This window comes from Pseudomonas sp. SDO55104_S430, from assembly GCF_054070595.1.
The window spans coordinates 1-770 of sequence record NZ_JBSVXG010000496.1; the positions used below are offsets into that span (position 1 = coordinate 1).

The following is a 770-nucleotide window of genomic DNA, read 5'->3' on the forward strand; positions in this document are numbered from 1 at the left end:
GTCAGGCAGCCAACGTCATCGTTGACGACCATCGCGAGCGTGCTCGCTCCTACAGGGGAGGGGACCGTTTGTCGGTTTTTGTTTTGAAGGAAATGGGTCAATGGGCAGGGATTTTGGAGTGGTGAAGGAAAGCTCCTACTGCGTCCTACAGTTGCCGGATTCGTGAAATGGCATGTGTCGTAAATCCGGTTAATTAGAGCTTCCCGTTCTTCTGTAAGAACTCTCCGTTAATGCCGAGTGAAGTTTCCTACATGTCAAAAAATACCCGCTTGTAACTTGATCAAAAAAGCAATAAGCATGTGCCCGACACATTCTCAACTGACGGGTATCGAGCAATGATGAACGACTTTCTACGTGACAGTTTCTTCAACTACGACGATGAGTTGGAGGTCAACGCTTGCCCGTCTGGAACCGATGGTTGTGGGGTTGCTGGCAAGGAATCAAAGCCCGTTGGGCATGGTTGTTCCGGCGTTGAGCGGAGCATTCATGCAAAGGACTGTCATGAAGTTATTTTCAAGCAAGTTCGAGATCATCAATCTTCCTGTTGATGGTTATCTGGTTTCCAGAAAAGAACAATCAAGAACACGGGAATCATCCCTGTTGATGGCAATCAATGAACTGAAAGATCCCACTTTGTCGAAAGAGGAAGTTGACGAGATTTTAGTGTTCTACGGATTAAAACCAGACGAAGGCCTGTAGGAGCGAGCACGCTCGCGATGGACGCCGGAACAACGCTGGGTGTCAGGCAGCCAGCGTTATCGTTAGCGACC

At 48.7% G+C, this 770-nt stretch carries 1 protein-coding gene; it reads left to right on the top strand.

The features are described 5' to 3' along the window. Positions 1-354: 354 nt before the first annotated feature. Positions 355-699, top strand: coding sequence for a hypothetical protein (locus ACW9JE_RS30885; protein WP_457434930.1), 345 nt, complete (start codon positions 355-357; stop codon positions 697-699). Positions 700-770 lie beyond the last annotated feature (71 nt).